The organism is Pseudomonas sp. PDM05 (genome assembly GCF_014851685.1).
Classification (GTDB): Bacteria; Pseudomonadota; Gammaproteobacteria; order Pseudomonadales; family Pseudomonadaceae; genus Aquipseudomonas.
In genome coordinates this window covers 136,616-160,901 of sequence record NZ_JACVAC010000005.1, presented here as the reverse complement: position 1 = coordinate 160,901, position 24,286 = coordinate 136,616, and the positions used below count along the sequence as shown (strand labels likewise).

Annotated in this window: 23 protein-coding genes; 9 read left to right on the top strand and 14 right to left on the bottom strand. The window is 61.9% G+C overall.

Features of this window, described 5'->3' with window-relative positions:
• Positions 1 to 12: 12 nt before the first annotated feature.
• Positions 13 to 486 (bottom strand): transcription elongation factor GreB, encoded by a 474-nt coding sequence (gene greB, locus IB241_RS12710; protein WP_192298729.1) that lies wholly within the window; start codon positions 484 to 486, stop codon positions 13 to 15.
• Between the two features lie 113 nt (positions 487 to 599).
• Positions 600 to 1,580, bottom strand: a complete 981-nt coding sequence (locus IB241_RS12705) for a hypothetical protein (RefSeq protein ID WP_192298886.1) — start codon at positions 1,578 to 1,580, stop codon at positions 600 to 602.
• Between the two features lie 255 nt (positions 1,581 to 1,835).
• Between IB241_RS12705 and IB241_RS12700 the strand changes: the two genes are divergently transcribed.
• Genes IB241_RS12700 through IB241_RS12690 form a run of 3 tightly spaced genes read left to right on the top strand, consistent with a single transcriptional unit; the run spans position 1,836 to position 5,206 of the window.
• Positions 1,836 to 2,762, top strand: a complete 927-nt coding sequence (locus tag IB241_RS12700; protein WP_192298728.1) for an ABC transporter ATP-binding protein — start codon at positions 1,836 to 1,838, stop codon at positions 2,760 to 2,762.
• A complete protein-coding gene (locus IB241_RS12695) occupies positions 2,759 to 3,484 on the top strand; it encodes an ABC transporter permease (protein ID WP_192298727.1) in 726 nt (241 codons plus the stop codon). The genes IB241_RS12700 and IB241_RS12695 overlap by 4 nt, the downstream gene beginning before the upstream one ends.
• A 12-nt stretch (positions 3,485 to 3,496) precedes the next feature.
• Complete coding sequence (locus IB241_RS12690) at positions 3,497 to 5,206, top strand: Gldg family protein (RefSeq protein ID WP_192298726.1); 1,710 nt, start codon at positions 3,497 to 3,499, stop codon at positions 5,204 to 5,206.
• Here the strand turns inward: IB241_RS12690 and IB241_RS12685 are convergent.
• The 3 genes from IB241_RS12685 to IB241_RS12675 form a co-directional block, all read right to left on the bottom strand.
• Entirely contained in the window at positions 5,203 to 5,511 is a 309-nt protein-coding gene (locus IB241_RS12685) for a class I SAM-dependent methyltransferase (protein WP_192298725.1), read from the bottom strand. The two genes, IB241_RS12690 and IB241_RS12685, sit on opposite strands and share 4 nt — an antisense overlap.
• A 282-nt stretch (positions 5,512 to 5,793) precedes the next feature.
• A complete protein-coding gene (locus tag IB241_RS12680) occupies positions 5,794 to 6,228 on the bottom strand; it encodes a DoxX family protein (protein ID WP_192298724.1) in 435 nt (144 codons plus the stop codon).
• A 103-nt stretch (positions 6,229 to 6,331) separates the two neighbouring features.
• On the bottom strand, positions 6,332 to 7,753 hold the full coding sequence (locus IB241_RS12675) for a transglycosylase SLT domain-containing protein (protein ID WP_192298723.1): 1,422 nt from the start codon (positions 7,751 to 7,753) through the stop codon (positions 6,332 to 6,334).
• Between the two features lie 236 nt (positions 7,754 to 7,989).
• Between IB241_RS12675 and IB241_RS12670 the strand changes: the two genes are divergently transcribed.
• The 3 genes from IB241_RS12670 (at position 7,990) to IB241_RS12660 (ending at position 10,845) form a co-directional block, all read left to right on the top strand.
• Positions 7,990 to 8,796: a TatD family hydrolase gene (locus tag IB241_RS12670; protein WP_192298722.1), complete on the top strand. Its 807-nt coding sequence runs from the start codon at positions 7,990 to 7,992 to the stop codon at positions 8,794 to 8,796.
• A gap of 96 nt (positions 8,797 to 8,892) precedes the next feature.
• Positions 8,893 to 10,374: a methyl-accepting chemotaxis protein gene (locus tag IB241_RS12665; protein ID WP_192298721.1), complete on the top strand. Its 1,482-nt coding sequence runs from the start codon at positions 8,893 to 8,895 to the stop codon at positions 10,372 to 10,374.
• Between the two features lie 108 nt (positions 10,375 to 10,482).
• Positions 10,483 to 10,845, top strand: a complete 363-nt coding sequence (locus tag IB241_RS12660; protein WP_192298720.1) for an Mpo1-like protein — start codon at positions 10,483 to 10,485, stop codon at positions 10,843 to 10,845.
• Positions 10,846 to 10,848: 3 nt separating this feature from the next.
• On the opposite strand, the gene IB241_RS12655 is transcribed toward IB241_RS12660, so the two are convergent.
• The 3 genes from IB241_RS12655 to IB241_RS12645 form a co-directional block, all read right to left on the bottom strand.
• Entirely contained in the window at positions 10,849 to 11,646 is a 798-nt protein-coding gene (locus IB241_RS12655; RefSeq protein WP_192298719.1) for an acyl-CoA thioesterase, read from the bottom strand.
• Positions 11,647 to 11,736: 90 nt separating this feature from the next.
• A complete protein-coding gene (locus IB241_RS12650) occupies positions 11,737 to 12,498 on the bottom strand; it encodes a CHAD domain-containing protein (RefSeq protein ID WP_192298718.1) in 762 nt (253 codons plus the stop codon).
• Between the two features lie 42 nt (positions 12,499 to 12,540).
• Complete coding sequence (locus IB241_RS12645) at positions 12,541 to 12,819, bottom strand: hypothetical protein (protein WP_017734442.1); 279 nt, start codon at positions 12,817 to 12,819, stop codon at positions 12,541 to 12,543.
• Between the two features lie 197 nt (positions 12,820 to 13,016).
• On the opposite strand from IB241_RS12645, the gene IB241_RS12640 reads away from it, so the two are divergent.
• On the top strand, positions 13,017 to 14,054 hold the full coding sequence (locus tag IB241_RS12640; protein WP_192298717.1) for a patatin-like phospholipase family protein: 1,038 nt from the start codon (positions 13,017 to 13,019) through the stop codon (positions 14,052 to 14,054).
• A 121-nt stretch (positions 14,055 to 14,175) separates the two neighbouring features.
• Here the strand turns inward: IB241_RS12640 and IB241_RS12635 are convergent, their stop codons facing one another.
• The 6 genes from IB241_RS12635 to kdpF all read right to left on the bottom strand — a co-directional run bounded on the left by IB241_RS12635 (position 14,176) and on the right by kdpF (position 22,223).
• Complete coding sequence (locus tag IB241_RS12635; protein WP_192298716.1) at positions 14,176 to 14,865, bottom strand: response regulator; 690 nt, start codon at positions 14,863 to 14,865, stop codon at positions 14,176 to 14,178.
• A gap of 37 nt (positions 14,866 to 14,902) precedes the next feature.
• Entirely contained in the window at positions 14,903 to 17,554 is a 2,652-nt protein-coding gene (locus IB241_RS12630; protein ID WP_192298715.1) for a sensor histidine kinase, read from the bottom strand.
• 124 nt (positions 17,555 to 17,678) lie between these two features.
• Positions 17,679 to 18,224 (bottom strand): potassium-transporting ATPase subunit KdpC, encoded by a 546-nt coding sequence (gene kdpC, locus IB241_RS12625; RefSeq protein ID WP_192298714.1) that lies wholly within the window; start codon positions 18,222 to 18,224, stop codon positions 17,679 to 17,681.
• Between the two features lie 135 nt (positions 18,225 to 18,359).
• Entirely contained in the window at positions 18,360 to 20,417 is a 2,058-nt protein-coding gene (gene kdpB, locus IB241_RS12620; protein WP_192298713.1) for a potassium-transporting ATPase subunit KdpB, read from the bottom strand.
• Positions 20,418 to 20,429: 12 nt separating this feature from the next.
• Positions 20,430 to 22,124 (bottom strand): potassium-transporting ATPase subunit KdpA, encoded by a 1,695-nt coding sequence (kdpA, locus tag IB241_RS12615; RefSeq protein ID WP_192298712.1) that lies wholly within the window; start codon positions 22,122 to 22,124, stop codon positions 20,430 to 20,432.
• Positions 22,125 to 22,133: 9 nt separating this feature from the next.
• Positions 22,134 to 22,223, bottom strand: coding sequence for a K(+)-transporting ATPase subunit F (kdpF, locus tag IB241_RS12610; protein WP_003218754.1), 90 nt, complete (start codon positions 22,221 to 22,223; stop codon positions 22,134 to 22,136).
• A 413-nt stretch (positions 22,224 to 22,636) separates the two neighbouring features.
• On the opposite strand from kdpF, the gene eat reads away from it, so the two are divergent.
• Both eat and IB241_RS12600 read left to right on the top strand, forming a co-directional pair.
• A complete protein-coding gene (gene eat / locus IB241_RS12605) occupies positions 22,637 to 24,001 on the top strand; it encodes an ethanolamine permease (protein WP_192298711.1) in 1,365 nt (454 codons plus the stop codon).
• A gap of 111 nt (positions 24,002 to 24,112) precedes the next feature.
• Positions 24,113 to 24,280, top strand: a complete 168-nt coding sequence (locus IB241_RS12600) for a DUF2897 family protein (RefSeq protein WP_008437727.1) — start codon at positions 24,113 to 24,115, stop codon at positions 24,278 to 24,280.
• Positions 24,281 to 24,286 lie beyond the last annotated feature (6 nt).

The window sequence follows — 24,286 nt, the reverse complement described above, 5'->3', positions numbered from 1 at the left end:
GGCCGTTCTGGCCTACTTCACATACTCGATACCGGTGATCCACCAGCACACTTCACCGCTTGGGGTCTGCACCAAGGCCTCATCGTCGACTTCCTTGCGCAGCAACGCCCTGGCCATGGGTGAGTCGATGGAGATGTAGTCCATGCGATCATAGATCTCGTCATAACCGACGATACGAAAGCGCTTGGTTTCACCCTGCTCGTTTTCGATGTCGACCCAGGCACCGAAAAACACCTTGCCTTCCTGCTCCGGCATGTACTCCACGACGCGCATGTCTTCCAGGCGCTTGCGCAGGTAGCGCACCCGGCGGTCGATCTCACGCAGCAGTTTCTTGTTGTACTGGTAATCGGCGTTTTCGCTGCGATCCCCCAGCGACGCGGCCCAGGTGACTTTGCGCGTGGTGTCCGGACGTTTTTCCCGCCACAGGTAATCCAGCTCTTTTTTCAGCGCCTCATGACCTTCTTTGGTAATCAGCTTGGTACTCAAACGCTTGCATCCCCAGGCAATATCCGTAGGTGCCGATGCGCCAGGGAATCAAGCCCCGGCGTCGACTGGCTGGCGTCGATAATAAATGAACCCTGGAAAGTAGCCAGACCAGACTATCGATCCAGCACCTGGTCCAGCTCGAGCAGCATCCCCCGCAGACTCTGCCGCATGCCCGATGCCTGGGCAATCAACACATTCATCGCTTCAGCCTGCTGGCTGACAGCCACCGACTGCTCGTGCAATTGCGCACTGCGCTGCTCGACCTCCCGGGTCTTTTCCTCCAGTTGATGTTGCTCCTGCTGCAAGCGGCTCTGCCATTGCTCAAGCGCGGCCTCACGCTCGATTACCGCGCGCTTTTGCTGGGTCAACTCCTGCGCGACACGGGCGAGGTTATTCAACGTGCTATCCATCTCGAACAACACATTATTGTCCGCCGCCACCGGCAGTTGGGGCGGCACCTCAGGTTCTCTTGGCGCAACAGGCTCAGTCGACACATTGGCCTGCGATGTTTGCACAGGCATCGGTTGCGGCTCTTCGCTGTGGCATTCAGGTGCGTCCCCCTGGGCCGGCTCGGCTGGACTCACGACCCTGGGGCCAGAACTCATTTTTGATGAGAAACGAATGGAGGGCACGATCAACGTCGCGCTTTCGATCGCCGGTTGCGCGGGACTGGACATTCCAAGGGTGATGACTTTCATCACCAGGGCTTTCTTGATGATCAGGGAGTGATGATCCTCCGGTCTTGCAGGAGGTAACTTGCAGCCTTTCAAATCCACAAAGTGATAAGGAATCTGTGTATCCGTCAAGTCACCGGGATTCGTCCCGGAAGCCGCCCACGTCAATATTTGCTTGAAGACCTGCATTGCCAACTGCAACTCTTCCGGCGCATCAACAGCGCCCAAGTAATACCGCTCAAGTTTCTTACGCAAAACAGCGATATATACCCTGGAACTCCCAGGCTCCGCTTCTTCATCCAGGCTATAAACCAGAAAATTACAACCTATCTGGGGTACAGCGAAACTACAAAGCAGTGCACCGTTGACCGGCGCATCCTCACCGGATCGTGCAAGAACAAGAGTACGTAGAAGCATCATGGTCATCGGACCTCATCACGGCGAATAAACATAAATTACACACCAAACAAACAACTGCCATCTGAAACGTCACACACGCAACAATTGTTTCAGCACATCTCAAATACAAACGTAGGATTTTGCTTATAAATTCAAGACCGGATTTCAAAGCCCCCTCATTGAACGTAATATTTTTTAACCCGAGCCTGCACATACGTCAGCCAAAGTGCTTGTTGCTACCCCTCCACCGACAAACCGATCCAGCAGGACAGCCTAATGATTGCGATAAGTAATCTGACAAAGAAACTCGGCCCGAAAAGTGTGATCCAGCCACTCTCATTTTCTGCCCAACGCCAGGAATGTATTGGGCTGTTCGGGCTCGAGGGCGCGGGCAAAACCACACTCCTGAAGCTGGTGGCCGGTTTGGTCAAACCCTGTGCCGGGCAGGTGAACATTCTCGATTTCAATACGCACACCCATCCGCTTCAAATAGGCCAGGCAGTGGGCTACCAACCTCAATCAAATCCCTGCCATCCAACTATGTCTGTCAGCCGTTTCCTGAATCTCCTGGCGACCCTGCGCAAATTGCGCGGGTCCGAAAAACGTTGGCACATCGAGCAGGCTGCGGCCCGCCTGGAGCTGTCGGCGGTACTCGACTACCCGCTCAACACGCTGCCCAACGACCTGCAACGCAAAGTTGCAATGGCCCAGGCCATCCTGCATGACCCCAGCGTGCTGTTGCTGGATGAACCCATCGAGGGCCTCGCCCCCCATCAGCAGGACAAGGTTCGGGCGCTGATCCAATCCTTGGCCGAGGACATGACCGTGATCGTCGCCGCACGCGATGGCGAAGCGCTGTCCAACATCTGCACACGTGCACTGGTCCTCGGAAAAGGGCGCCTGCTGGCGGACATGCCAATGCCCGAGCTTCAGCGCAGTTCTCGCCACTTCAGGGCCATCACCCTGGCGTCGGACGCGCCCCTGGACCTGCTGGCGCTGGCGGTTCTGCCCGGTGTTGCCGGCATCGAGGAACACCGCCATGCCCCTCGCACCGTCACAGTGCTCGCCATGCCCGGCCACTCCATCTACCCCGCCGTCAGCACACTGATCGCCACACGGCAATGGCCCATAACCTCGCTGACGCTGGAGACCGGCCGCCTGAACGATGTGGTCCACCAACTGAGCCAAGAGGCCTCGCTTTGAACCTGCTGCTGCCTGTTTTCAAACTCCAGCTGACCCGCTATCTCCGCGCACCGGCCACCTACCTGAGCATCGCAATGTTCCTGGCACTGTCCACGACACTCGGATTGGATACCCTCGGGCTACTGGAACAAAACAGCAGCGATTTGCAAAACTTCTTTGAGTGGCACCCCTGGTTGTATCTGCTATTCATCCCGGCGCTGTCGATCCAGTTATGGACGGACGAACAACAGACCGGTCTCAGCGAACTACTTAAACTATTGCCTGTCAGCTCGGCAGAGCTGGTTATCGGGAAGTTTCTCGCAGCCTGGACTATCGTCGCCCTGACATTGGCGCTGACGTTTCCCCTCGTTGTGATGGTCAACATGCTGGGCACAGTGGATAACAGCGTAATCGCCGCGCAATATCTGGTCAGCGGTTTATTGGCGGCAAGTTATTTGTCCATCGGCTGCTTCATGTGTGCCCTCAGTCACCAACGACTACTGACATCTGTGCTGACACTGAGCCTGTTATTAACGATCAGCGGACTGTCATCAGTGCTTGATGCGCTGGAACATCAAGCGCCTATTTGGATAGTCGACAGCCTCACCGCCCTGAGTCCACTCATACGGTTTGGGATGATTGATCATGGCGCATTGGCGCTGCACGACATGCTTTATTTCATCAGCCTGACAATTGCCTTACTTGCTGCAACAACCATTGTTCTCAACTACAAAAAAAGCTGAGGGGGGCTATCGATGGGATCTGCACTGCGTGCCAGCATGACACTTATCGTCATAGCCTTACTGTTCCTGGCCTTCAACCTGGTATGGGCAGTCAAGCTGCCTGACCTGCGCTGGGACCCTTCAGCCTTGAAAACCAACACTCTTTCGCCTGCCGTGCTGCATCTGCTGGCCGCCCAGGAAAGCCCGGTGGACCTTTACTACTTCAACGCACGCCATCACCCGAAAAAGAGCGCTGCCAGCAAGCGCTACGCCGTTTATGTTGAAAAGATGCTCAAAGCATTCGAAACCGCCGCAAACGGCATGATCAACCTGCACATCATCGACCCTGGCGACCTTTCGGACGATGCCTACAGAGCCGGGTTATACGGCCTCGACGATAGCGAAGGATTCTTCGGCCTCATCGGCACTCGCAATGGCCAGGCCGCGCGGCGGATCGAATCCTTCAATCCCGACCGGGCGGCGCTGCTGGAATATGAAATCAGTCACTTGATCAGCCAATTGTCGCAACCGCAGCCCGCCACTATCGGCCTGCTGTCAGGACAGCCGATCAAGACCCCGGCCGCGGCGCTGCTGCGCGAACTGCATCGACATGTGAACCTCGTCGACCTGCCTGCCGAGCTCGACCGCATCCCCAGCCACTTCAAGACCCTGATGCTCGTACACCCGCGCAGGCTGCCCGAGCAAACCTTGTACGCCATTGACCAATTCGTGCTGGGCGGCGGCAAGCTGATGATGTTCATTGATCCGCTTAGCGCCCTGGATACCGACGCCCCGCCCGCCAGCGCCAAGCTGGACGGGCTGCTGGCGAGCTGGGGCGTGCGCATGCCCGCCGACCTGGTGCTGATCGACAGCCGCTATGCCGCACATGAGCCTCCAGGCAGTGATCCGACCCGGTTGACCCTGCCAAGACAGGCCATGACCAGGAACGACGTCAGCAGTTGGCGCCTGGATTCAGTGACCCTTGCAAGCAGCGGCGCGCTCTTCGCGCTGCACAAAAGCCGAACCCGTTTCACTCCGTTGCTGCAAAGCTCCGAACAGTCGGCACTGCTGGACGCCAACAACCTTGCGGTAAACCGGCGTCCCGGCGAACCGCTGCCGCACCGTGAGCGCCATGTCATCGCAGCGCGCCTCGAAGGACCTGCGTATTCGTCGTTTCCTGACGGCGTCGGCGAGCAGCCACCCGGGTTGCAGAAGGCCGCGCAGATCCATGTGGTGGTGGTCGCCGACACGGACATGCTCACGCTGAGCCCGACCCGCTCAGCGCAATTGAGCAATCACCTGTTTGTGCTGAACACTTTGGACAATCTTGCTGCGCCTGAGGCGCTCGCCAACATTCGCCCACGCGCCATGGCGAACTACGGCTTGCACGTCGTCGAAAACCTGCAGAACACCGCTGCGCGTGCCTATCAGGACCAGGCCGACGAGTTGGAGCGACGCCTGGCCCAGGCGGAACAGGAATGGCAACGCTTGAACCCGCCCATCACAACCCTCGGCACCGAAGCGGTCGATACCAGCACCCAACTACAAGCGCTCAACAAGGAGCGCCTGCGCTTGGCGATGGAACTGCAAACGTTGAAGGTGGACGCATACAAGCCACTGCAGCGTTGGATACTGGGCGTGAAGCTGCTGGTGATTGTGCCGTTGCCGCTGCTGCTATGCCTGAGCGCCTGGGCGCTGTTTCGCTGGCAGCATCGCCGGCGGCCACTGCCCTTGCAGGTTTAACGACGAGCGATCAGCCCCTGCCGGGCAATGCGCGTGAGCTGGTGGATGACTTCTTGCGCGTCAGCGGCGCTGGGGGCCTGGATGACGGCCAGGTCAAAGCTGTTGTTGGCAAACCGCGCGAGGGAATCGCCGTCTTCGACAAACTGGATCAGGAACGCCGAAGGTCGGCCGGTGCGGCGTGGCCAGCCATCGAGATAACGCAGCAACGTCGGCTGGTGCTTGCCGCCCAGCAGGATTTTCGGGTTGCGCTGGGTCAGGTCCGCAGTGATCGGGGCCAGGCGTATGAGGGGGTGTAGTGCATTCATCGTGTCGTGTCTCTGCCTCAAAAGTCTGCGGGCAGGTGAGAGGCAACACCGAACCAGCGCTTTAGCGGTATTTCGAAGCCTGCTCCTGAGTCGGAAACAGCACTTCTATCGGGACTGTGTACGCTGGACCGAGCATAAACAACCACCCATGGCGCCCCGCAATTAGCTGTTTAAATCGGCGCATGAGCGGGCATCCTAGAGAAGCCGACAGGGCCATGTCAAGAATTGCGCGCAACGAAAAGGCCCGCACGCGGCGGGCCTGTTCAGGGGGTTGCAGGTCTGTCAGTTGGCGATGGCGCGGTCGGCGGACAGCTTGCCGGCACCTTCAAACAGTACGGCCAGGGAGCCACCCAGCAAGGCCAGTGCAAACTCATAACCGTTGTTGGCCATAAACAAACCGTTGTGGATGTGCACCGAGAAGATCGCAACCACCGACAGAATGGTCAGCCCCAGCGCCGCTGGACGCACCAGCAAACCGATGATCAGCGCCAGGCCGGCAAAAAACTCAGTCCCGCCGGACAACAGTGCCATCAGGGTACCCGGTGCCAGGCCGATGCTTTCCATCCACTGCGCCGTACCCGCCAAGCCATAGCCGCCGAACCAGCCGAAGAGTTTTTGCGAACCGTGAGCGGCGAAGATAATGCCGACAACGATGCGCAGGATGGTCAGGCCGTAGCCGGCGCGGGTGCTCAGGAGGTTTTTGATCAGTGGGCTCATGGTAAGAATCCTTTTCGAAGTAGGGGTTGGTTGGCCGCTATATTAATCAGTTTATGGAATGATAAAAGCCGAAAAAATGCCTAATTAATATCGATTAAATCGATCACTTCCGCGAGACGACTTTCGGCGCAGGCGGCTCCAGGGATTCGCGCTCCCGATCGAACGCCAAGTAATACTTGTTGACGCTATTAACATAGCTGACACCCCCCATCCCCACCTGCTCCATGGCAATCCTCTCAACCTGGAAGAACCACTGGTTGGGGTTCAGCCCCCGCCGCTTGGCCTCGGTGCGCATCCCCTGCACCCGCTCCGGGCCCATGTTGTAAGCCGCCAATACAAACGCCATGCGCTCGCGCTCGTTCAGCTTGGGGCTGGCGAAGAACTTGCGGCGGATCATCGCCAGGTAGCGGGCGCCCGCCTGCACGTTGCTATCGAGGCTCTCGATATTGTTGACGCCCACCCGCTGGGCCGCAGACGGGGTGATCTGCATCAGCCCAGTAGGCCCACCGCTATTGCGCGCGCCGGGGTCGAGGGCGGACTCCTTGAAGGCCAGCGCGGCGAGGTTCAGCCAGTCCATGCCCTGCTCGCGGGCGTGCTTCTGCAAGACCGGGCGCAGTTTTTCCAGGCGCTGGCGCTCGACCCGCGCCAGCGGGTTGCGCACTTGATAGAGGCGTCGATAGATGCGCTGGAACGCCACGTCCTGGTCGGATGGGGTGTGATAGGTTTTGAGAAATCGATCAATGCTGGCCCGCAGCATCGACGCGTCCTGGCGCACGAACCAGTATTCGTCGCCCGGCTCGCTGATGGCCACCTGCTTGTCGAAGCGCAACTTGGGCAGGATCTTCGCCCAGCGTTCGGCAATCGGCTTTTCCACAATGGTCAGGTGGAAAATACCCGCCTGTACCATCTCCAGCACGTCTTCCACAGCCAGGGTCGGGTCCACCCATTCCACCTTGATCGGCGGCTGTTTGTGCAGGGCCAGTTTCTGGTTGACCTGGCTGATCGCATCCGCCGCCGCGCTGCCGGTGGTCAAGGCCAGGGTGCGCCCGGACAACTGCTCCAACTTGGTGAACCGCCGCTCGCCCTTCACACCCACCAGCCACAACGGCACACCGCTGGCAATGGGGTCACTGGTGCTGATCTTGTGCGCGGCATTGACGTCGAGCAGCTCGCCGGGGGCGACCAGATCACCTTCGCCACGGGCCAATGCGCCGAGCAGTTGGTCCTTGGCCTTGGGGATGATCTTGAGGTTGATTTCCTGGCCATCACGGGCGTGGCCATTCAGGTATTGCTCGAAGGCGCGCAGGCGATGGTATTCGACACCGATGGCCTGGCCCTGGATTTCACCGGAACTGTTGCGGCTCTGGTTGACCAACACCCGCAAGGTGCGACTGGAGCGAATCTCGGCCAGGTCACGGACCTTGCCGGGTTTGGTCACTTCCAGCGGCCCGTCCAGGCGCGCGACCGCCGCCATGGGCAGCAGTAACGTCAGGCACAACACTAGCAACGCCGAGGGTCGGATCATCCGCTCTCCGGTAAGAATACTGGCCAACGTCCTCGCGAAAAACGAGACGGTGGGAGTCAGAAACAGAGCACTTGAAGCGCTGAAAAAGCGCGCAACGGTGACACAGGGCGAAGCGTGAGGCCAACCGCGATGTCACTTGCGACGTTCAAAGACAGCGATAACTCGTTGTAGTTCTTCGATTTTCTTATAAATCTACAGCTCTGATATGCTTTCCGGCCGCAGGCGGAGATAGCACCATGCAACTCATTGATATCGGCGTCAACCTGACTAACCCCAGTTTCGACGAGAAGCACCAGGCCGTACTCGAGCGTGCGTACGCCGCTGGCGTGCAACAATTGGTCCTCACCGGCACCAGTGTCGAGGGCAGCGAACAGGCCCTGGAACTCTGCGCAAAGCTTGATGACAGCGGTCAACGCCTGTTCTGTACCGCCGGCATCCACCCCCACAGCGCCAGCGACTGGAACGGCGACAGCGCCCAACGTTTGCGCAGTTTGCTCGGCGAGAGCCGGGTGCGCGCGGTGGGCGAATGCGGGCTGGATTTCAACCGCGATTTCTCACCGCGCCCGCAGCAGGAAAAAGTCCTCGAAGAACACCTGGCCCTGGCCGTCGAGCTGAAGCTGCCGGTGTTCCTCCATGAGCGTGACGCCAATCAGCGCCTGCTGGAGATCCTCAAGGACTACCGCGACCACCTCACTGCCGCCGTGGTGCATTGCTTCACCGGCGAGCAGCAGGCGTTGTTCAGCTACCTGGACCTCGACCTGCACATCGGCATCACCGGGTGGATTTGCGACGAGCGCCGTGGGACGCATCTGCACCCGCTGGTCAGGGAAATTCCCCGAGGCCGCCTGATGCTGGAAAGCGATGCGCCGTACCTGCTGCCGCGCACCCTGCGCCCCAAGCCGAAAAACGGCCGCAACGAACCGGCCTACCTGCCCGAAGTACTGCGCGAAGTCGCCCTGCACCGCCACGAGACGCCGGAAGACCTGGCCCAGCACAGCACCGCCCGTGCCCGCGCGTTTTTTCGGTTGCCTGCGGTGGAGTGATGCGGCCCATTGACCCATGTCAAAAGGGTATTGTTGAATAGCGGCACAATAATGGCACCTTGCCAATGCTGTTTCCGCTATCAGAGAAAACCTTCCATGGGTGCCTGGCTTAGCAACATCTCGCTGAAGTACAAATTCTGGGCCGTCAACGCGGTCGCCTTCATCACCACCTTATTGCTGGTGCTGTACGCCGTGCAGCTCGAACAACAGGCACGCAGCGACGCGTCCCAGGCCTCCGCGCAGGCGCAGGCGCGCTTGCTCAGCGCGTGGCCGGCTGACAAACCGCTGCCCAAGGGCGAGCACCTGCTGACATTTGCCCGAGGCCAAGTCCCACAACTGGCGGAGCAGGATCTGTCAGCCCTGGCCAGCGCCACCGGCTGGATCGAACTCAATCACATGCCCTGGCTCGGCGTTAACCCGCTGTTGGGCGCCGATGTGGTCGCGCGCGCCGACGGTCAATACGTCGCCGTGCTGGCCTACGCGCCCAGCCTGAGCCAGGTCTTCGAAGACCGTTTCACCAACTACGCCGTGGCCGTCGCGATCCTGATGCTGGCGATGCTCTGCGCTTCGCAGCTGCTGATCCGTTTCTTGCTCAGCCAGCTCAACACCCTCAAGGACGTGATGCTGCACGTGGAGAAAACCGGCGACCTGTCGGCCCGCGTGCCGTTGGCGTGCAAGGATGAAGTCGGCCAGATGGCCAGCGCCTTCAACGCCATGCAGGCCGGTTACCAACGGGTGGTCAACACCGTGGCGCGTACTGCCCAGCAACTGGACGACGGCGCCGCGCGCCTGGCCAGCAGCATGAACGACGTGCAGCACGGTATGCTCGGCCAGCAAAGCGAAACCGACCAGGCCGCCACCGCCATCAACGAGATGACCGCCACCGTCTACCACATCGCCCAGCACGCCGGCGCCACGCGGGATTTGTCCCAGACCGCCGACACCCTCGCCGGCAGCGGCCATGAAGTGGTGAGCCGCGTGCAACGCTCGATTGCCGGGCTGTCCACCGGCGTGCAACAGACCGCCGAAATGATCCAGAAACTCGCCGAGGACAGCCAGAAAATCAACGGCGTCGTCAGCGTGATCCACAGCATCGCCGAACAGACCAACCTGCTCGCCCTCAACGCCGCCATCGAAGCCGCCCGCGCCGGGGAAATGGGCCGTGGTTTTGCAGTGGTCGCCGACGAAGTGCGCAACCTGGCCAAACGTGTACAAAGCTCCACCGACGAAATCACCCGCATGGTCTCCGCGCTGCAAGCCGGCACCCGCGATGCGGTGGACTTCATGCAGGAAAGCTCCTTCAAGGCCGACGACTGTGTGCAACAAGCCCTTGAAGCGGGCGCGGCACTGGCCGAAATCACCAGCGCCGTGGCGCAGATGCGCGAAAGCAACACCCAGATCGCCGTCGCCGCAGAGCAGCAAAGCCATGTCGCCGAAGAAATGAACCGCGCGGTGGTGAGCATTCGTGACGTCACCGAAAACACCGTGAAACAAACCGTGGATTCTGCAACCACCAGCAACCAACTGGCGACTCTGGCCGGTGAATTGAGCAAAGCCATCGGGCAATTGAAGCTGTAAGCCATCCAAGGTTGGCTATAGCCCCTATAGCCAGCCTTGATTCGCTGCTGCGCCCGTCCCTGCCTAAACTCTGTTCAAGTTGTTTCAACGGACAGAGGATTTTTCAGCATGGGCAAACGTCATCCCAATCTCCCCGCCTGGCAATGGCGCAATTACCCACAGAACCATCAGCACCCGACCAACCTGGCGTTACACCTGATTGCCGTGCCGCTATTCATTATCGGGTTTCTGCTGATTGTGTCCGGCGTGTTCAGCCTGAGCCTGGCGAGTTTTGCCATCGGCGTGGTCGGCATCCTCGCCGGCCTGGCCTTGCAGCGTCACGGGCATAGCCTGGAAGCGCAGGCCAGTGAACCCTTCAGTGATCGCAAAGACGCCGTGCAGCGGTTGGTGGTCGAGCAATTCGTGACCTTCCCGCGCTTTGTCTTCAGCGGTGGCTGGTGGCGCGCCTGGCGGCAGCGCCATCGGCACTGAGGATCAGGCGAACACCACCACGGTCTGGCGGCTGATGGCGATCAGCGCACCGCTCGGGCTCCACAGCGCGGCGGCGGCATGGCCATAGCCGTCTCGGGCGTGTTCGATGCTGACGTAGTACTGGCACCAGTCGAGGGTGGTCAAATCCTGCAACGGCTGGATGAACTCGATGGTCCAGGTCAGTGTGCTGCCCGGCGCCGGCTTTTTCAGGTGCGGCAGCAACGCCGGGGGCCAGGCATCGACCAGGGCGAGGATGTGCGCTTCGGTCAGCGGTTCCTCTTTTACATCCCCACGCAGTCGGACCCAGCCGCCCATGTCGCGGGATTTGTTACCGGTAAACGGCAGACCGCCGACGCTCCAACGCATCGCCAAATGGCGCATGAACTCCGGCGTGACGCCCTTGATGTAAGGCAGTTCCTGGCACTCATCCCAGTGTTTGAACACCGGCGGCGCTTCGCTCTCCACCGTAATTTCCGACGCGCGGGAGCCACCGAAACTGGCCTGTACCAGGGTCGCCACTTCACCGTTCTGCACCACGCGGCCGAGCAACTGGCTGACGGCCTTGCCTTCGCGCAACACTTCGACTTGATAGCTGGCCGGCACATCCGGCGCTACCGGCCCGACGAAGGTGACCGCCAGCGAGCGCAAAGGCCGATCCGCCGGCACCTGGGCGCGCAACGCTTCGTACTGCAAGGCGGCGACCAGGCCACCAAACGTGGCACGGCCTTGCGCCCATTCGGCGGGGATGGTGACGTCCTGCGGGTGGCTACGGGCGGCGTCGAGCAAATCACTGAAACGCATGGCGACCTCACATCAAAAGAAACAGATGGGCGATCTTAACCAGCGGGCCCGCCAGGCACAGCGCCTATTCCGGCCAAAAGCCGGACCGGTTCAGAAACAATCCGCGCTGAGCTTATCCAGCACGCGATCCGCCTGCCCTTGCGCCTTGGCCATGGTGCGTTGCCACACCGCCACGCAAGGCTGCAAATCGGCCTGCTGCTGGGCCTGGGCCAGCCACTGCCAGCAGTCGTGCCAATCGCCCAGGGCGGCTTGGGCTCCCTTGAGGCGAGGCAGGGCTTTGGCGGGGAGTTTGTCCAATTCGGGATACGCTTCGGCGGCGTAGCGCACACGCTTGATCAACAAGCGCAGGCGATGGCGATCGTGCTCGGGGTCTTTCAACGCGGCGCCAAGTGCCTGCCATTGCTTGGCCAGGCGCTTCTCGATACGCGTGCGCAGGCCCTTGAGCAATTTTTGATGTTCGCAGGCGCGGATGAAGCGCGGAAAGGCATCGAGGATCAGCAGCAAGTGCGCCAGCTCCGGGCCTTGTGCCACCTGCCGATACGCCTCGGGTTGCAAGCGCAGGCGTCGATCGGCGGCCAGGTGATGGCCGTGCTGGTGCAAATACGCCGCCAGCACCTCGCGGTCACGCAACGGCGTGGTCAACTGGCCGACCGCGCTGGCGGCCGCTTCCAGCTGTTCCACCCCCGGCAGCCCGCGCAAGGGGCGCAACAGGCTGCGCAGGCGGCGCACGGTGGTGCGCAGATCATGCAGGGCTTCATCGTCGGTGACGGCGGCAAGACGAGCCTGGCAGCTCAGCAACCCAACTTCCAGGCCAATGACCTGAGCGACTAACTGATCGACCAACGCTGACATCCTGCCCTCACTCCCCGATGAAAAATCCTATTAGCACCCGGATCAACGCCCGGCGCGCGACTCACGAATATAGAAACGCGCTTTTTCGGCCTTGTTGGCGCAGCCTTCAAACGCTTCGAACTGTTGCTGGGTCTTGGCGCCGGTCAACAGCGACAGAGCCTTGGAGTAGCTGACCGTACCGGCGAAACCTTCGGCCTTGGCCAGGTCCAGCTCATGCCAGGCGGCATCCAATTGCGTGCCGCAGCTGTCGCGGTACGCGGTTTTCCCGGCACAACCGGCCAGGGCCAACACGATCACAGGCACACACATCCAGGCTTTCATCGATGACACCTCAAAATAAAGAAAAACAGTCGTACGTTGTAGACGTTGCCTACTTGGAAAAGTGCCTTGTCCCTAGCCTGAAATCGATCCTACCTATTGCCAGAGCATACCCGAGCCTTATCACTCCCGCAGCGAAGATTGAAGCCGCCCCCTCAATAGGTGCATTGTGGGCACCTGCCTTCTGTAGGACATGGACCATGAAGAAACGTGTTGCCTTGGTGCTGGGCTCCGGCGGGGCCCGGGGCTACGCCCATATCGGAGTGATCGAGGAGATCGAACGGCGCGGCTACGACATTGCCTGTGTCGCTGGTTGCTCCATGGGCGCCGTAGTGGGCGGCATCTACGCCGCCGGCAAACTCGATGACTACCGCAGTTGGATCGAAAGCCTCGATTACCTCGACGTGTTGCGCCTGGTGGACGTGAGTTTTCGCCTGGGGGCGATCCGAGGCGAGAAGGTCTTCGGCCAGATCCGCAAGATCGTCGGCGAGTTGAACATCGAAGAGTTGCGCATCCCCTACACCGCCGTCGCCACCGACCTCACCAACCAACAGGAAATCTGGTTCCAGGAAGGTTGCCTGCACCAGGCCATGCGCGCCTCGGCGGCGATCCCCAGCCTGTTTACACCCGTGATGCAGGGCAACCGCATGCTGGTGGACGGCGGCCTGCTCAACCCGCTGCCGATCGTGCCGGTGGTGTCGAGCCATTGCGACTTGATCATCGCGGTCAACCTCAACGCCACCAACCAGAAGCACTACCAATTGCCGATGATCCAGCGCCCACCCGCGTTCAAGAGCCGTTTCAACAGCCTGGCGAAATCCCTCGGTTCGAACCTGCCCTTCCGCCGCAAACAGGCCGAACAGTTGATGAAGCTGGAGCAAGAGGCATTGCAGGCCGAAGCCGCAGACATCAACCCCTGGCTGGACTCGGCGGAACCCGAAGCCCAACAACCCGCCGCCGCCCCGGAAACCGCCGGGGCACCGAAGTCGGCGACCGGTTCGTTCATCATCGACAACGTCGGCCCGGCGTCGTTGCTGGACTTGATCAACCAGAGTTTCGAGGTGATGCAGACCTCATTGGCGCAGTACAAGATCGCCGGGTATCCGCCGGATGTGTTGATCAACGTGCCGAAGCGGGTATGCCGGTTTTTCGAGTTTTACAAGGCGCCGGAGTTGATCGCCTTGGGGCGGGAGATTGCGCGGGATACGTTGGATCGGTATGAGAGCGAGCAGGGCTGAGATTTCTGGTGTTGCTGAAGGCGCCATCGCAGGCAAGCCAGCTCCCACACTCCAATGGTGAACGCTTTCAAAATGTGGGAGCGGGCTTGCCCGCGATGAGGCCGGCCCAGCCACCAAACATCTAGGCGCCCAACAACCGATACCCCACCCCCGCCTCCGTCACGATAAACCGCGGCTGCGTCGGGTCATCCGCCAACTTCTGGCGCAGATGCCCGACCACAATCCGCAGGTAGTGACTGTCTTCGGTATGGGTCGGCCCCCAGATGTCCTTGAGCAACTGCTGCTGGGTAATCACCCGCCCCGGATGGCGCGCCAGTTGTGCCAGTACCGCGTATTCCTTGCGGGTCAAGGCCACCTCGGCACCGTCCAGCAGTACACGGCGATAGGCCAGGTCGACGGTCAACGGGCCAAAACTCAACGCCGCTTCCTGAGCCTCGCCCGTCGGCACCTGGCGCAACAGCGCACGCACGCGGGCAAGAAACTCCTGGATGCCAAATGGCTTGGTCACGTAGTCATTCGCGCCACCGTCGAGGGCCTCGACTTTCTGCCCTTCGCTGGCCCGCACCGAGAGCACCAGCACCGGCACCATCGACCATTCGCGAAACTCACGCAGCACCTGCTGGCCGTCCATGTCCGGCAGGCCGAGGTCGAGCACCAGCAAGTCCGGCTTGTTCAGCGCGGCCTGGGCCAGGCCTTCATTGCCGGTGCCGGCCTCAATCACCTTGTAGCCCTGGGAGGCCAGGCTGATGCGCAGGAATTTGCGGATCTGCGGTTCGTCATCAATGACCAAAATCGTCGCGGTCTGGCTCATGGTGTCCAATCAGAATCGGCGGAGAAAACAGGGTAGCTCATGCCTCGCGCTCAAGGCCAGGCTGGGTCGGCAACGGTAGGAACAAGGTGATGCAGGTGCCGCGCCCGTCGATACCTTCGGCCACGCTGATATGCCCACCGTGCGCGCCGACCATGCCCTGGCAGATCGCCAGGCCGAGGCCGGTGCCCTGCCCGCCGCGATCACCCCGGGCGGCGGTGTAGAACATGTCGAAAATTTTCGCGCGCTCGTCCTCGGGAATCCCCGGGCCTTCGTCGGCAACAGCAAAAAACAGCTGGTTATCCGACACCCCCGCACTCAAGTTCAGACGCCCGTGGGCTGGCGAAAACCGTGCGGCGTTTTCCAACACATTGACCAACGCCTGCTCTATCAGCGCCGCGTGCACGTAGAGCAAGGGCAACCCCGATGGCACCTCAGTGCGCACCTGCAATGGCGCCAGCACGGCGCGCAACCGGCCAAGCGCGCTGCCAACGATGTCACCCGGCGCCACCCAGTCACGCGCCAGCTTCAGCGCACCGTGGCCCAGGCGCGTCATGTCGAGCAGGTTCTGGATATAGCGGTCGAGACGTTCGGCCTCATCGCGGGTACCTTCCAGCAACTCGCGGCGATCCTCCAGCGGAATGGCTTCACCGAGGGCCAGCAGGCTGTCGATGCTGCCGCGCATGGCGGTCAGCGGCGTGCGCAAATCGTGGGACACCGACGCGAGCAAGGCGCTGCGCAGTTGCTCGGTTTCACCGTGCAGACGTGCCGATTCCAACTCCTGCGCCAGTTGCGCACGGGCCAGGGCTTGCGCCAGCGGCTGGCTCAAGGCCGTGAGCAAACGGCGACGCTGACCGCTCAACTCCAGGCCCGGCTTGGGACTCACGCCGAGCAAGCCCAACGGGCCCTCTTCACCCGACAGCGGCCACCACCACCAACGCCCGAACGGCAAGGTACCGGTGCCCATGCCGGCCGGCTGGTCGTGTTGCCAGGCCCAGTCGGCGGCGGCGCGTTCGGCTTCGGTGAGGGTCAGCGGGCCGCCGGTCTCGATGGTCCAACCGCCCTGGCCGTCGCGGTTGACCAGGCATAAGTCGAGGTCGCTCCAGCCTTCCAGGTGATGGGCCGCCGCACTGATCACCGCCTGGCGATCGGTGGCGGCGGTGAGTTTGCGCGACAGGTCGAGCAACTCGCTGGTTTCTTCCTGGGTGTCGCGCAGCGCCTGCAACTGCCGGCGTTGACGCGCGGCGAGGTTGCCGGTGAGCGCCGCCATCAGCAGGAAAAACAGCAGCGTCAGCACATCTTCTTCACGCTGGATCGCGAAGGAAAAATTCGGCGGGATAAACAGGAAGTCATACGTCAGAAACGACAGCGCCGCACACACCAGCGATGGCCCCAGACTGCTGCGCACCGCCACCAGCAGCACGGCAGCGAGGAACACCAGGGAGATATTCGGCAACGGCAACACACTGGCCACCGCCCAGGCCAACGCCGCCGCCACCACGGTGGCGGCAACCGCCAGGCCGTAGTCGAACCACACCAACCCACGTACATCCGGCAGGCGTGGCGGCGCGGGGACGTCGTCACTGTCGAGGACGTTGATTTCCAAGCCCCGCGCATTGCGCAACAGACGCGCCGCCAGGCCGCCGCCGAACACGCGACGGTGCCAGCGCATCCGCGACTGTCCCACCAGCAGCAAACTGGCGCGGCGTTCGGCGGCGTGCTGGATCAGGGTCTTGGCCACTTCCCCCGCACGCAGCAACACCACTTCGCCGCCGAGGCGCTCGGCCAGTTGCTGGGCGTTTTGCAGGCGCAGACGCGATTGCTCATCCCGCGCCCGGCCGTTGTCGATATGCACCAGGCTCCACGGCAAATGCCGACGCTGGGCCACGCGGCTGGCATGGCGCACCAGGCGTTCGGCCTGGGCATCGCCGTCCACGCCGACCAGCAAGCGCCCGCGCACAGCCGGTGCGGCCTGGCCGAGCTGGCGATAACCTTGGGCCAAGTCATCGTCGACGTGGGCGGCGGCGGTCTGCATCGCCAGTTCGCGCAGGGCCATCAGGTTGGTCTGGGTGAAGAACGCGTCGATGGCGGCGCGGGCTTGTTCCGGCACGTACACCTTGCCGTCGCGCAGGCGCTCGAGCAGCTCACGGGAAGGCAGGTCGATCAACAGCAGTTCGTCGGCCTCTTGCAGCACCCAGTCCGGCAGGGTTTCGCGCACTTGCACGCCGGTGATGCCGCGCACTTGGTCGTTGAGGCTTTCCAGGTGTTGGACGTTGACCGTGGTGAACACGTTGATGCCGGCGGCGAGCAGTTCCTGGATGTCTTGCCAGCGCTTTTCATGCCGGCTGCCAGGGGCGTTGCTATGGGCCAGTTCGTCCACCAGCACCAGCTTGGGCTTGGCGGCGAGCAGGCCGTCGAGGTCCATCTCTTCGAGCATCACGCCGCGGTATTCGCTGCGCAACAGCGGTTGCTGCGGTAGGCCGCTGAGCAGCGCTTCGGTCTCGGCGCGGCCATGGGTTTCGACCACCCCGGCGATGAGTTTTACGCCCTGGCGCAGCTGCGTATGGGCGGCCTGGAGCATGGCGTAGGTCTTGCCCACCCCCGGCGCGGCGCCGAGAAAGACTTTGAGCCGGCCACGGCCGTTGCGGGGCAGATCGGCTAACAAGGCATCGGCGCGGCCGGAGTCGCTCATGTAGGGGGTTCCTTCAGGTGTTTATTTGCAGTCTTTAAGGCCGTCATCGCGGGCAAGCCCGCTCCCACATTTGCAATGCAATCCCCTGTGGGAGCGGGCTTGCCCGCGATGGCGGTTTCACTGCTTACAGTTTTTCCAGGGCCATGTTCAATGCCAGCACATTCACCACCGGCGGGCCCACCAACGGGCTTTCAATGTGCTCATCCAACAAGCGCTGCAAGGTCGACACCGGCACATTCCGCGCCGCCGCCACGCGCACCAGTTGATAGGCAATCGCCTGTGGTGGCAAGTGTGGATCAAGACCGCTGCCAGAGGTAGTCAGCGAGGCCAAAGGCACCGGCCCCTGGCTTGGCACCAGCTGTTTACTCGCGTCCTCGAAGATACGCGTGGCCAATGCCGGGTTGCTTGGGCCGAGGTTGCTGGCGCTGCTGGAGACCGTGGCAAAGGCACCCGCGGATGGGCGCGGGTGGAACCAGTTGTCACCGCTGAAATCCTGGGCGATCAGGCTGGAGCCGCGCACCTTGCCACTGGCGTCGTACACCAGGCTGCCGTTGGCCTGCTTGGGGAAGGCGACTTGGGCGACGCCAGTGACCACCAGTGGATAGGCGACGCCGGTAATCAGGGTCATGAGCACCAGCAGGCTCAGGGCCGGGCGGATGATGTTAGCCATGTTCAACTCCTTAACAAATCGAGAACCACCGTGGCGAGGGCGCTTGCCCCGTTCGGCTGCGCAGCAGCCGCAAAACGTGGGACCGTTACGCGGTCCAACGGGCGCAAGCGCCCTCGCCACAGACAGTCATAGGGCTCAAACCAGGTGCAGTGCGGTCAGCAGCATGTCGATCGCCTTGATGCCCACGAACGGCACCAAAATCCCGCCCAGGCCGTAGATCAGCAGGTTGCGCCGCAGCAACGCCGCCGCGCTCGCCGCTTGCACGCGCACACCGCGCAGCGCCAGGGGAATCAGCACCACGATGATCAGCGCGTTGAACACGATGGCCGAGAGGATCGCGCTCTGCGGGCTTTGCAGATGCATCACGTTGAGCACGCCCAGTTGCGGATAGATCGAGGCGAACAGCGCCGGCAGGATCGCGAAGTACTTGGCCACGTCGTTGGCGATGGAAAAGGTGGTCAGCGCGCCACGGGTCACCAGCAGTTCCTTGCCGATCTGCACCACGTCCAGCAGCTTGGTCGGGTCGCTATCGAGGTCGACCATGTTGGCGGCTTCGCGGGCGGCCTGGGTGCCGTCGTTCATCGCCATGCCGACGTCCGCCTGGGCCAGGGCCGGGGCGTCGTTGGCACCGTCGCCGCACATGGCGACCAGGCGGCCGTCGTTCTGCTCGTGGCGAATACGCGCGAGTTTTTTCTCCGGGGTGGCTTCGGCCAGCACGTCGTCCACCCCAGCTTCAGCGGCAATCGCGGCGGCGGTCAGCGGGTTGTCGCCGGTGACCATCACGGTGCGAATCCCCAGCTTGCGCAGTTCGGCGAAACGTTCGCGGATGCCGGGTTTGACCACGTCCTTGAGGTGGATCGCGCCGAGCAACTTGCCGTCGGCGCACACCAGCAATGGCGTGCCGCCGCTCTGGGCGATTTTGTCGATTTCCCGTGACAGCGCCGGGGCCAGTTCACGGCGTTGCTGGCCGAGGAAGGCGAGCAGCGAATCCACCGCGCCTTTGCGGAACACACGGCCTTGATAGTCGACCCCGGACAAACGGGTTTCGGCACTGAACGGTACGCCGGTCAGTTGCTCGGGCGACGGTTCGGCCTGGGGGTGCAAGGCACGCAGGTATTCGACGATGGATTTGCCTTCGGCCGTGTCATCCGCCAGGGAGGCAAACAGCGCGCCTTCGGCGACTTCCTTGCCGCTGACGCCAGGGGCCGCGACCACCGCCGCGCAACGACGGTTGCCGAAGGTGATGGTGCCGGTCTTGTCCAGCAGCAACACGTGCACGTCCCCCGCCGCTTCCACCGCACGGCCGGATTTGGCGATCACGTTCAGGCGCACCAGACGGTCCATGCCGGCGATGCCGATGGCCGACAACAGGCCGCCAATGGTGGTAGGAATCAGCGTCACCAGCAGTGCGACCAAGAACACCAACGGCAAGCTGCCACTGGCGAAGTGGGCGAACGGCTGCAACGTCACCACCACCAGCAGGAAGATCAGCGTCAGGCCGATCAGCAGAATATCCAGCGCCACTTCGTTCGGGGTTTTCTGGCGCTTGGCGCCTTCGACCAGGGCGATCATACGGTCCAGGGTCGACTCGCCAGGGTTGGCGGTGATGCGGATCAGCAGCCAGTCCGAGACCAGCCGCGTGTTGCCGGTGACGGCCGAGCGGTCGCCACCGGATTCGCGGATCACCGGTGCGGATTCGCCGGTGATCGCCGCTTCGTTGACGGCGGCGATACCTTCGATGACCTCACCGTCACCGGGGATCATTTCCCCGGCGGCGACGCGCACTACATCGCCTTTACGCAGGCTGGTGGCCGGCACCACCTTGAAGCTGCCGTCGGTTTCCTTGCGCCGGGCGCTGAGGCCTTCGCTGCCAGCCTTGAGGCTGTCGGCGCGGGCCTTGCCACGTCCTTCAGCCAAGGCTTCGGCGAAGTTGGCGAACAGCACGGTGAACCACAGCCACACGGCGATTTGCACAGCGACGAAGGTCGGCACGGTGGTGTCCGGCACAAAGCACAACACGGTGGTGAGGATGGCGGTCAGTTCGACCACCAACATCACCGGCGAGCGTTGCAACTGGCGCGGGTCCAGCTTGACGAACGCCTGGACCAGCGCCGGGCGCCACAGGGCAGAGATAGCGGTTTTGGCGGGCTCCTGGGCTTTCACCGGAGCTGCGTTTTTTGCAGGCATATTCATTTTCATATCCCCTTAGAAGCCCATGCTCAGGTGTTCAGCAATCGGGCCTAGTGCCAGCGTTGGCAGGAACGTCAGGCCGCCCACCAGCAAAATGGTTACGGTCAACAGGGTCACGAACAGTGGGCCATGGGTCGGAAAGCTGTTTTGGCCAATCGGTGCAGCCTTCTTCATCGCCAGGCTGCCGGCCAGGGCCAGCACCGGGAGGATGTAGCCGAAGCGCCCGATCAACATGCCCAGGCCAAGCATCAGGTTGTGGAACGCGGTGTTGGCGCTGAAGCCAGCGAACGCCGAGCCGTTGTTGGCGCTGGCCGAGGTGTAGGCGTAGAGCAACTGGCTGAAACCGTGGGGGCCGGGGTTGCTGATGGCACTCGCCGGGCCAGGCAGGCTGGCCGCGATGGCGCCGAGCACAAGCACGCCCACCGGCATGACCAGCAAGGTGACGACGAGCAATTGCACTTCCTTGGCCTGGAGTTTCTTGCCCAGGTATTCGGGGGTGCGGCCGATCATCAGGCCAGCGAGGAACACGGCGATCAACACGTTGAGCAGCATGCCGTACATGCCGGCGCCAACGCCGCCAAAGATCACTTCGCCGACCATCATGTTAACCATCGCCACCATGCCGCTCAGCGGGTTGAGGCTGTCCTGCATGCCATTGACCGAACCGTTGGACGCCGCCGTGGTGGTCACCGACCAGAGCACGGTGCCGGTAGTACCGAAGCGCGCCTCTTTGCCTTCCAGCGGGGCGGTCTGCTCGACGGCCGGGGCTTTCAGGGTCGGGTTGGGCTGGTACTCGGACCACAACGACGTCGCGCCGCCGATCAGGAACAGCGCAAGCATGCAGCCGAGAATTGCACGGCTCTGACGCAAGTCCTTGACGTAGTGACCGAAGGTGAACACCAGTGCCACAGGGATCAGGATGATCGACGCCACCTCGAACAGGTTGGCCCACGCGGTCGGGTCTTCAAACGGATGCGCCGAGTTGACGCCAAAGAAGCCACCACCGTTGGTGCCCAGTTGCTTGATCGCGATCTGGCTGGCGGCCGGGCCCAGGGGGATCACTTGATCCACGCCTTGCAGCGTCACCGCGTCAATGTAATGGGCGAAGGTTTGCGGGACGCCCTGCCAGACCAGCAACAGCGCCAGCACCAGGCACAGTGGCAGCAGGCCGTAGAGGGTGGCGCGGGTCATATCGACCCAGAAGTTGCCCAAGGTCTTGGCGGATTTACGGCCGATCCCACGGCACAAGGCGACCAAGACGGCCAGGCCGGTGGCGGCGCTGACGAAGTTTTGCACGGTCAGGCCAGCCATCTGGCTGAGGTAGCTCAGGGACGCCTCCCCGCTGTAGGACTGCCAGTTGGTGTTGGTCATGAAACTGACGGCGGTGTTGAAGGCAAGGGTCCATTCCTGACCCGGCAATTTCTGCGGGTTCAGTGGGAGATAGTCCTGGAACAGCAAGATCGCGAACAGCAGCAAGAAACCGGCGAGGTTGAACGCCAGCAGGGCCAGCGCGTATTTCTGCCAGCTCTGTTCTGCCTGCGCGTCGACACCGGCCACGCGATAGCAGGCGTTTTCCACCGGCCCCAGCACCGGGCTCAGCCAGGTGCGCTGGCCTTCCATCACCTTGTAGTAGAACCGCCCCAGGAACGGCGCGGGCAGTAGCACCAAAGCAAAGAAGGCGATGATCAGCCAATAGTCATAACTGTGCATGGCCAGCTCCTAGTTCCGATCCGCGCGTAACAGCGCAACCAGCAGATAAATGAACAGCGCCACGGCCAATAGCAGTGACACCCCGTCCAGAACGCTCATGGAAGTCTCTCCGTTTAGCGGCGTGTTGCCGCGTGTGGGGTAATTGTCCGCAGGAGTGGCGTAAAGGAACGAGATCGAGGGTGTGGGCAGGGCGTAAAGACGGCGTAAAGAGTGGGTTTATGCGGGGGTTACAGGGGGGCTTTCGGTGTCTGGGCGGGCCTCTTGGCGAGTAAACCCGCTCCCACATTTTGATGGGGGCTTGCCTGGCGAACGCGGTCGAGTGTGGGAGCGGGCTTGCTCGCGAAAGCGTCGGTTCAAACACCGCCGCACTTATCTGGTGCAACCCTGGCGGGATTCAAACGCCAAACCATTCCCCCCACGACAGTTGCGCGGCTTTACGACAATGATTCTCAGGCTGGCATGGCCGCTGCAACACCTTGAATCATTCCAAACCGTTCAGGGAGCGCAGCACGATGAACACACAACTCAAACCCACCTTGGGCACCCTGCATTTGTGGGGCATTGCCGTCGGGCTGGTGATTTCCGGGGAATACTTCGGCTGGAGCTATGGCTGGGGCGTGGCCGGGACCTTGGGCTTCTTGGTGACGTCATTGATGGTCGCCGCGATGTACACCTGCTTTATCTTCAGTTTCACCGAGCTGACCACCGCGATTCCCCACGCTGGCGGGCCGTTTGCCTACAGCCGCCGGGCGTTCGGAGAGAAAGGCGGCTTGATTGCCGGGCTAGCGACTTTGATCGAATTTGTCTTCGCCCCGCCTGCCATCGCCTTGGCCATCGGCGCCTATCTCAACGTGCAGTTCCCGGCTCTCGACCCAAAACACGCGGCCGTTGGCGCTTACATCGTATTCATGGGCCTGAACATCCTCGGGGTGAAACTCGCCGCCACCTTTGAGCTGGTGGTGTGCGTGCTCGCCGTGGCCGAGTTGCTGGTGTTCATGGGCGTAGTTGCCCCGGCGTTCAGCTTCAGCAACTTCGCCCTGAATGGCTGGGCCGGTTCCGACACCTTCGGCGCACCGGCCATTGCCGGGATGTTTGCGGCGATTCCGTTTGCGATCTGGTTCTTCCTCGCCATCGAAGGCGCGGCCATGGCCGCTGAAGAAGCAAAAGATCCGAAGCGCACTATTCCAAAAGCCTACATCAGCGGCATCCTGACCTTGGTGATCCTGGCCATGGGCGTGATGTTCTTCGCCGGTGGCGTGGGCGACTGGCGCACCCTGTCGAACATCAACGACCCGCTGCCCCAAGCGATGAAAACCGTGGTGGGCGACAGCTCCGGCTGGCTGCACATGCTGGTATGGATCGGTTTGTTCGGCCTGGTGGCCAGCTTCCACGGCATCATCCTCGGCTACTCGCGTCAGTTCTTCGCCCTGGCTCGCGCCGGTTACCTGCCATCTTTCCTGGCCAAGCTGTCGCGTTTTCAGACGCCGCACCGCGCCATCATCGCCGGTGGCGTGGTCGGTATCGCCGCGATCTACAGCGACGGCCTGATCAACCTGGGCGGCATGACACTGACCGCCGCGATGATCACCATGGCGGTGTTCGGCGCCATCGTGATGTACATCATGAGCATGCTCAGCCTGTTCAAGTTGCGTAAGACCGAGCCGCTGCTGGAACGCACCTTCCGCGCGCCGGGCTATCCGATTGTGCCGGGCATCGCGCTGGTACTGGCGGTGGTGTGCCTGGTCGCGATGGCCTGGTTCAACGCGCTGATCGGGCTGATCTTTCTGGCCTTCATGGCAGTCGGGTTTGCCTACTTCCAGTTGACTGCACAAAACCGCGCCGATGCCCCGGCGGATGCGATGTTGACCGGGCTCTGATCTACTTGAGGCAGAACGGGCCTACACTGAACTACTCAGAAAGCCCGTCACTCAAAGCAGTTATTACCGTGGGAAAATTCTCCCACGGCAATCTGCCTCAAGGAGAGCCTTATGCCGTGGTATGCGTGGTTGATTTTAGTGGTAGCGATCGGATCGATCGTCGGTGGCTTGCTGATGCTGCGGGACAGCGCCAACAAAGTGGAACTCACCGACGAACAACGCAAGCGCGTGGCCGAACGCAACGCCCAGGCGGATGCCAAGGACGCGCAGGATCGCTGAGCCTTG